The organism is Pseudomonas sp. XP1 (genome assembly GCF_053557675.1).
This window is the reverse complement of record NZ_JBNRIJ010000024.1, coordinates 62,734-70,718: the sequence shown is the minus strand read 5'-3', so window position 1 is coordinate 70,718 and position 7,985 is coordinate 62,734. Positions and strand designations below refer to the sequence as shown.

The following is a 7,985-nucleotide window of genomic DNA, read 5'->3' as shown; positions in this document are numbered from 1 at the left end:
GGCCGCACAGCGGCCCCAGGTTTTCAGCACCAATGCACAAATTGCCGGGGCCGCTTTGCGGCCCTTTCGCGACACAAGGCCGCTCCCACAAGAAGCAGACCGCGTCTGATCCTGCTCCTACTGCCCCAACCGGCTGGAAAACTGCCCGACCACATCCACCACCCGCTTCGCCCCGTCCTGGATCTCGACAATCACGCTCCCTGTCTCGTCCGCCAGCGCCAGCCCCTGCTCGGCCTGGCGCTTGCTGGTGTCGATGATCGCCACTGCCGCCTGGGCCAGTTGCTCGTTCTGCTGCACCACCCGGGCGATTTCCTCGGTGGCGGTACTGGTGCGCGAGGCCAGCTGGCGCACTTCATCTGCAACCACGGCAAACCCGCGCCCCTGCTCGCCGGCGCGGGCCGCTTCGATGGCTGCATTCAGCGCCAGCAGGTTGGTCTGCCCGGCAATGTCGCTGATGGTCTTGATGATCGAACCGATCACCCGCGACTGGGTATCCAGCGCCTGGATGCCCTCTGCCGCCTCTTGCATCGAAGCTTCCAGCCCGCGCATCACGCTGACGCTCTGGGTGACCACATCGGTGGCCTTGCGGGCGCTGGCATCGGTGCCCAGCGAGGTGTTGTAGGCGACATCCGCCGCATCGGCCACCGCCTGCTCCTGGTTGACCTGCTCGGTGATGACGGTGGCGAACTTGACCACCTTGTACAGCACGTCATGGGCATCGAAGATGGGGTTGTATGAAGCCTCCAGCCAGACCACCCGGCCATGGGCATCGATACGCTTGAAGCGGTCAGCAACATATTCGCCACGGCGCAGCTTGTCCCAGAACGCCTGGTAGCCGGCCGAGTTGGCCTCCTCCGGCTCGCAGAACATGCGGTGATGCTTGCCACGGATCTGCTCCAGGCGGTAACCGACGGTGGCCAGGAAGCGTTCGTTGGCGGTGAGCACGGTGCCATCGAGGGCGAATTCGATCACGGCGGTGGAGCGCATCAGGGCCTTGATCAGGCTTTCGTGCTCGCGGGAGGTTTCGATGGTGCGGGTAAGATCGCTGGAGTGCAGCGTGAAATACTTGATGCGCCCCTCGCTGTTCTTTACCGGCTGCAGGATCGACCGCAACCAGGCCTCCTGGCCATTGCCGCGCAGCAGGCGGAATGCACCGTTCAGGTGTTCACCGCGGCTGATCGCACCTTTCATGCGCTGGTAGAAATCCAGCGACTTCACATGGGCGGGGACGATGTCCTCGATGTTGCGCCCAAGCAATTGTTCGGCACGGTAGAGCATCTCGCTCTCGAAGTTGCCGTTGACCATCTCGATCCGCCCCTGGGGGTCGAGTTGCAGTACCAGCATCTCGCTGTCGAGGCTACTCTTGACCTGTTCGATGGACATCAGGTCTTCACGCAACTGCCGGATTTCTTGCTTGAGCTTGTTGTTGAACATCACCGCTCTCCTGGAGCGCATCGTCGAATGCATCTTCATCGGCTGCCGTTGCTCCCTCTTGAGCACCCTTGCAAGGAAAATTCACAAGGCGAAAAGCGTCGGCGATCAGGCGTCACCTGTACGTCACACGACAGTCACATTGGCGCAATCCAGCAGGCGGACACTTTTTGTCATGAATACACCCGCCCTACGCATTACCTTGGTCAGCGAAACCTTCCCACCCGAAATCAACGGCGTGGCCAATACCCTTGGCCGCCTGAGCGAAGGGTTGCGCCAACGCGGCCATGAAATCGAAGTGGTGCGCCCGCGCCAGGCCGGTGAAGCACCGCTGCACAACGACCCGAACCTGATGCTGTGCCGTGGCTGGCCACTGCCTGGCTACCCGGGCTTGCAGTGGGGCGAGGTGTCGATGCACAAGCTGATGCGCCGCTGGCGTCGGCAGCGGCCGGATGTGCTGTACATCGCCACCGAGGGGCCACTTGGGCTCAGCGCACTGCGCGCGGCCCGGCGCCTGGGAGTAGCGGTGGTCAGCGGCTTCCACACCAATTTCCCGCAGTATTCCGGCCAGTACGGGTTGGGCCTGCTGACGCGCCTGCTCACCAACTACCTGCGCTGGTTCCATCGGCGCACGACGACCACCCTGGTACCCAGCCTCAGCCAGCGCCTGGAGCTTGAACGCCGCGGTTTCGAACGCCTGGAGCTACTGGCCCGAGGGGTCGATGCCTGCCTGTTCAACCCGGCCCGGCGCAGCCCGGCATTACGGGAAAGCTGGGGGCTCGGCCCGGATGACATCGCCGTACTGCATGTCGGGCGGCTGGCGGCAGAAAAGAACCTGGGTTTGTTGCGCCCATGCCTGGAGGCCCTGAAGAAAACGTATCCACACAAGCGCCTGCGCCTGATCATGGTGGGTGACGGCCCTCAGCGTGCCGCCCTGGAACAGCAGGTACCGGATGCCGTGTTCTGCGGTGCCCAGCGCGGCGAGGTGCTGGCCGAACACTATGCCAGCGGTGACCTGTTCCTGTTTCCGAGCCTGACCGAAACCTTTGGCAATGTAGTGCTCGAAGCCATGGCCTCGGGGTTGGCGGTGGTCGCGTATGACGAAGCGGCCGCTGCGCAGCATATTCGCCATGGCCACAGCGGTGCACTGGCCATGCCGGGGGATCAGGCAGCGTTCATCGACTCTGCCTGCTGGCTGCTGGAAGAAGAGGAGACGTTGCGCCGGGTGCGCCTGAATGCGCGGCGGCATGCCAGCCGCCAGGGCTGGCCAGGGATTGTCGAGCAGTTCGAGGGGTATCTGTACAGTGCCTGTCGGCAAAGCGGGGGGGCGGCTGAGGGTCCGACGCAGTATGTGCAGCGCCTGTGAGATCGAGCGCCGCCCACGCGGCGCTCGATCTCACAGGCACCGAAAATATTGTGTCAGGCGCTATTCAGCCCAGCGCCTTCTCGATAGCCTGTACCACAGTCGGATCATCCGGCGCCGTGCGCGGCGAAAAACGCGCCAGCACCCGCCCGTCCTTGCCCACCAGAAACTTCTCGAAGTTCCAGGTAATGTCCCCCGGGAACTCTGCCCCCTCACCCGCCAGCAGGCGGTACAGAGAGTGGCGTTGCGGCCCGTTGACCTCCAGCTTGGCGCCCAGCGGGAAGCTCACCCCGTAGTTGAGGCTGCAGAACTCCTGGATTTCCTTTTCACTGCCTGGCTCCTGGCCGGCAAACTGGTTGCATGGCAGGCCAAGCACGTTGAAGCCCCGTTCCTTGAAAATCTGGTAGAGGTTCTCCAGGGCCTTGTATTGCGGCGTGAGACCACACTTGGAGGCAACGTTGACCACCAGCACCACTTGGCCCTTGAACGGTGCGAGGGGCAGCTCCCCGCCGTTCAACGCGTCCAGTTTCAGGTCGTGAAATGCACTCATGATGAATCCCCTCTCAGGTTCCCGGTTGCCGCGCAGACGAATTCCGCCCACTAAAAAGGCGCTCGTCCAAGCCGTCCACCTCCCGTAGGAAGGCAAATCGGCTTGCCCGAGCGCCTGGCGACTATCTGAGCTTAGCGCAGAAAATCAGTGGTGATGGCCACCTTCACCGTGGATGTGGCGGTGAGCGATTTCTTCGTCGCTGGCATCACGCACGTTGACTACCTTGACCTGGAAGGTCAGGCGCTGGCCGGCCAGCGGGTGGTTGCCGTCGACGGTCACGTCGTCGCCGTCGATGTCGCGGATGGTGACGATCTGCATCTGGCCATCCGGTGCCGAAGCATGGAACTGCATGCCCACTTCCAGCTCGTCGACGCCTTCGAACAGGCTGCGGTTCAGTGTGCTGACCAGCTCGGCCAGGTATTCGCCGTAAGCATCTTCCGGCTCGATGGAAACGTTCAGCTCGTCACCGGCCTGCTTGCCTTCCAGGGCTTTTTCCAGGCCCGGGATGATGTTGCCGGCACCGTGCAGGTAAACCAGCGGTGCACCGCCAGCGGAGCTGTCGATGGTCTCCCCGGCGTCGTTGGTCAGGGTATAGTCGATGGAGACAGCCTTGTTGGCGGCGATCAGCATGGGGCAAGACCTTTTGCAAAAGTATGTAGAGCGAACAAGTGTAACCAAGCCATCGCCCGATTGCGAACGCACTGCGGACGAGCAACGGCCCATCAGTCGGATCACCGGCTTCCACCAGGACGAAGAGGGCCACTGGGTGGCCGAACTGTCCTGCGGCCACACCCAGCACCTGCGCCACCAGCCGCCGTGGCAGGCGCGCCCGTGGGTGCTCGATCCGGCCCAGCGCGCACAGAGCATCGGCCAGCCTTTCGCTTGCGGCTGGTGCGCACAAGGGGCCGATAGCGCTACCCTTGGCCGTTAATTTCTTGCACCGCTTATTTCGAGAAGCACGCATGCAGACATTTTTCATTGCGCCGACCGATTTCGGTGTCGGCCTGACCTCTATCAGTCTGGGCCTGGTGCGCACCCTGGAGCGTGCCGGCCTGAAGGTCGGCTTCTTCAAGCCGATCGCCCAGCCCCACCCGGGTGATACCGGCCCCGAGCGCTCCACCGAGCTGGTCGCCCGCACCCACGGCATCAAGCCCCCCGTGCCGCTGAGCCTGGCCCACGTCGAGCGCATGCTCGGCGATGGCCAGCTGGACGAGTTGCTCGAAGAAATCATCCGCCTCTACCAGCAAGCCTGCATCGGCAACGACGTGGTGGTGGTCGAGGGCATGGTGCCCACGCGCCACGCCAGCTATGCGGCGCGGGTCAACCTGCACCTGGCCAAGAGCCTGGATGCCGAGGTGATACTGGTATCTGCACCGGAAAACGAAGTGCTCAGCGAGTTGTCCGGCCGGGTCGAACTGCAGGCACAGTTGTTCGGCGGCCCGCGCGACCCGAAAGTGCTCGGCGTAATCCTCAACAAGGTGCGCACCGACGAAAGCATGGCGGACTTTTCCACCCGCCTGCGCGAACACTCGCCGCTACTGCGCGGCAACGACTTCCGCCTGCTCGGCTGCATCCCCTACCAGCCCGAACTGAACGCACCGCGCACCCGAGACGTGGCCGACCTGCTCGGTGCCCAGGTGCTCAATGCCGGCGACTATGAACAGCGGCGCATGAGCAAGATCATCATCTGCGCGCGCACCGTGGCCAACACGGTGCCGCTGCTTACCTCGGGTACCCTGGTGGTGACGCCGGGCGACCGCGACGACATCATCCTCGCCGTCAGCCTGGCAGCGATCAACGGCGTACCACTGGCCGGCCTGCTGCTGACCAGTGACGGCAAGCCAGACCCACGCATCCTGGGCTTGTGCCGTGGCGCCCTGCAGGCTGGCCTGCCGATCCTGTCGGTCAGTACCGGCTCGTACGACACCGCCAACCAGCTCAACTCGCTGAACCGAGAAATCCCGGTGGACGACCGCGAGCGCGCCGAATTCATCACCGACTTCGTCGCCAGCCACCTCGACGCCGCCTGGCTGCACCAGCGTTGCGGCACCCCGCGCGAACTGCGCCTGTCGCCGGCAGTGTTCCGCTATCAGCTGATCCAGCGAGCGCAGCAGGCCAACAAGCGCATCGTCCTGCCGGAAGGCGCCGAGCCGCTGCTGGTGCAGGCTGCAGCTATCTGCCAGGCCCGCGGGATTGCCCGCTGCGTGCTTCTGGCCAAGCCCGAGGATGTCGATGCCGTGGCCCGCGCCCAGGGCATCACCTTGCCTCCGGGCCTGGAAATCCTCGACCCCGAGGTGATTCGCCGGCGCTACGTGGAGCCGATGGTCGAACTGCGCAAGAGCAAGAACCTCAATGCACCAATGGCCGAGCAGCAACTGGAAGACCCGGTGGTGATCGGTACCATGATGCTGGCGCTGGACGAAGTGGATGGCCTTGTCTCGGGCCTGGTGCATTCTACCGCCAACACCATCCGCCCGGCCCTGCAGTTGATCAAGACCGCACCGGGCTCGAGCCTGGTGTCGTCGGTTTTCTTCATGCTGTTCCCCGAGCAGGTGCTGGTGTACGGCGACTGCGTGATGAACCCACACCCAAGTGCTGTCGAACTGGCCGAGATCGCCCGGCAGAGTGCCGAATCGGCGCAGGCCTTCGGCATCGCGCCACGGGTGGCGATGATCAGTTACTCAAGCGATTCGGCCAGCGACGAGGAAGTCGAGAAAGTGCTCGAAGCGACTCGCCTGGCACAGGACGCGGCGCAAGACCTGCTGATCGACGGGCCGTTGCAGTATGACGCGGCGGCCAACCCGGCGATCGCACGGGACCTGGCACCGGGCAGCCCGGTAGCCGGGCGGGCGACGGTGTTCGTGTTCCCTGACCTGAACACCGGCAACACGACCCACAAGGCGGTGCAACGCAGCACCGACGGGGTCAGCCTGGGACCGATGCTGCAAGGGTTGCGCAAGCCGGTGAACGACCTGCCGCGCGGGGCTCAGGTTGACGATATCGTGCATACCATTGCCCTGACGGCGATTCAGGCCAGCGTGGCGGGCTAAAAGCTGGGGCTGCTTTGCAGCCCCTGTAGGAGCGGGTTCACCCGCGAAGAATGCGACGCGGTGTTCGCGGGTGAACCCGCTCCCACAGGGTCACTCTGATCGATCAGGGATACTGCTGAACCTGACCTTGTTGGTCATACTGCTGACCCGGAATCGGCTTCAGGTTCACTTCCACCCGGCGGTTCTGCGCGCGGCCATTGGCGTCGGCGTTGCTGGCGATCGGCTGGTCCGGGCCCATGCCACGTACGGAGATACGCGAGGCATCCACACCCTGCGAGGTCAGATAGGTGCTGACCGCCTGCGCACGGCGCTGGGACAGGTCCATGTTGTGCTGGCGGCTGCCAGTGCTGTCGGTGAAGCCGACCACTTCGATGGTGTTCTGGTTGAACTGCTTGAACGAACCGGCCAGGTTGTTCAGCGGCGAGTAGAAGCTTGGCGCGATGTTGGCCGAGTCGGTGGCGAAAGTGATGTTGCCCGGCATGATCAGCTTGATCTGGTCACCCTGGCGCTGCACTTCAACGCCGGTATTGGCCATCTGCGCGCGCAGCTCGGCTTCCTGCTTGTCAGCGTAGTAGCCATAACCGGCTGCGGCGGCACCCACGGCAGCAGCACCGATCAGTGCACCCTTGCCACGGTTGTTGTGGTCGATGGCGGCACCGGCGATAGCACCGGCCAGCGCGCCCAGGCCGCCGTACTTGGCGGTCTTGCTCATCCCTGTGGAGCCCTGCGCCTGCCCCTGGCTGTCATAAGGGTTCTGGCCGGCACAGCCGGTCATCAAGGCAGCGGCGGTTGCGACGATAATCAGACGACGCATGGTGAACATGGACAAGCTCCTACTGAATTCATGAATGCGGCAGATCATAAACGGATCTATGCCAGCCTTGGATTGCATCGGCAACGAAAAATTCCATGAAAGTGCTTTCATGTGCCATCAGGCACGCACGAAGGGGTTTTCACGCATTTCGTCACCCAGGCGGGTATCCGGCCCGTGGCCGGTCACCACGATTGCCTCCTCGTCCAGCCGGTACAGGCGCTCCTTGATCGAACGGACGATGGCCCGCTGATCGCCACCCCACAAATCGGTACGGCCAATGCCACGGCGGAACAGAGTATCGCCGGCAATCAGCAGCTTGGCATCGGCAAACCAGAAGCTCATCGAGCCCGGCGTGTGGCCTGGCGTATGCAAGGCCACGCCACAACCGCAAGCCAGCTCCTCGTCATCCCCCAGCCAGCGGTCGGGTGCAGGCACCGGGGTGTAGGGCACGCCGAACATCTGGCACTGCATTTCCAGGTTGTCCCACAGCGCCTGGTCATCCTTGTGCAGGTGCAGCGTCGCGCCGGTCAGTTCCTTGAGCTTGCCCGAGGCAAGGAAGTGATCGAAGTGCGCGTGGGTGTGAATGATGCTCACCAGCGTCAGGCCGTGGGCCTGCAGGCGAGCCAGGATCTTGTCCGGGTCACCGCCCGGGTCGACGACGATGGCCTTTTTGGTAAGCGGGTCGCCGATCAGGGTGCAATTGCATTGCAGGGGGCCTACGGGGAAGGTTTCGCGGATGAGCGCAGGCGGGGCTTGGGTCATGGTGTTCTCGATGGC

7 protein-coding genes and 2 pseudogenes are annotated in these 7,985 nt (G+C 63.7%); 3 read left to right on the top strand and 6 right to left on the bottom strand.

The window, feature by feature from the left end:
- Window positions 1–117 precede the first annotated feature (117 nt).
- Both ACK1U9_RS18970 and ACK1U9_RS18965 read right to left on the bottom strand, forming a co-directional pair.
- Window positions 118–477: pseudogene (locus tag ACK1U9_RS18970) on the bottom strand (methyl-accepting chemotaxis protein); the annotation flags it as partial.
- A gap of 228 nt (window positions 478–705) precedes the next feature.
- Window positions 706–1,305 (bottom strand): annotated as a pseudogene (locus ACK1U9_RS18965) (PAS domain-containing protein); the annotation flags it as partial.
- Window positions 1,306–1,606: 301 nt separating this feature from the next.
- Between ACK1U9_RS18965 and ACK1U9_RS18960 the strand changes: the two are divergent.
- Window positions 1,607–2,797 carry a glycosyltransferase family 4 protein gene (locus ACK1U9_RS18960; RefSeq protein WP_108480899.1) on the top strand — a complete coding sequence of 397 codons (1,191 nt, stop codon included), beginning with the start codon at window positions 1,607–1,609 and terminating at the stop codon, window positions 2,795–2,797.
- 64 nt (window positions 2,798–2,861) lie between these two features.
- On the opposite strand, the gene ACK1U9_RS18955 is transcribed toward ACK1U9_RS18960, so the two are convergent.
- Together ACK1U9_RS18955 and ACK1U9_RS18950 are read right to left on the bottom strand one after the other, a co-directional pair.
- Window positions 2,862–3,344 (bottom strand): glutathione peroxidase, encoded by a 483-nt coding sequence (locus ACK1U9_RS18955; protein ID WP_108480898.1) that lies wholly within the window; start codon window positions 3,342–3,344, stop codon window positions 2,862–2,864.
- Window positions 3,345–3,488: 144 nt separating this feature from the next.
- Window positions 3,489–3,974: an FKBP-type peptidyl-prolyl cis-trans isomerase gene (locus ACK1U9_RS18950; RefSeq protein ID WP_003259610.1), complete on the bottom strand. Its 486-nt coding sequence runs from the start codon at window positions 3,972–3,974 to the stop codon at window positions 3,489–3,491.
- On the opposite strand from ACK1U9_RS18950, the gene ACK1U9_RS18945 reads away from it, so the two are divergent.
- Both ACK1U9_RS18945 and pta read left to right on the top strand, forming a co-directional pair.
- Entirely contained in the window at window positions 3,973–4,275 is a 303-nt protein-coding gene (locus ACK1U9_RS18945; protein WP_108480137.1) for a DUF3565 domain-containing protein, read from the top strand. The two genes, ACK1U9_RS18950 and ACK1U9_RS18945, sit on opposite strands and share 2 nt — an antisense overlap.
- 31 nt (window positions 4,276–4,306) lie before the next feature.
- The gene (gene pta / locus ACK1U9_RS18940; protein ID WP_046616043.1) at window positions 4,307–6,394 is read left to right on the top strand and encodes a phosphate acetyltransferase; all 2,088 of its coding nucleotides are present in this window, start codon (window positions 4,307–4,309) and stop codon (window positions 6,392–6,394) included.
- Window positions 6,395–6,497: 103 nt separating this feature from the next.
- On the opposite strand, the gene ACK1U9_RS18935 is transcribed toward pta, so the two are convergent.
- Together ACK1U9_RS18935 and ACK1U9_RS18930 are read right to left on the bottom strand one after the other, a co-directional pair.
- Window positions 6,498–7,217 (bottom strand): OmpA family protein, encoded by a 720-nt coding sequence (locus ACK1U9_RS18935; protein WP_087503383.1) that lies wholly within the window; start codon window positions 7,215–7,217, stop codon window positions 6,498–6,500.
- A gap of 108 nt (window positions 7,218–7,325) precedes the next feature.
- Window positions 7,326–7,970: an MBL fold metallo-hydrolase gene (locus tag ACK1U9_RS18930; RefSeq protein ID WP_046616041.1), complete on the bottom strand. Its 645-nt coding sequence runs from the start codon at window positions 7,968–7,970 to the stop codon at window positions 7,326–7,328.
- Between the last annotated feature and the right edge of the window lie 15 nt (window positions 7,971–7,985).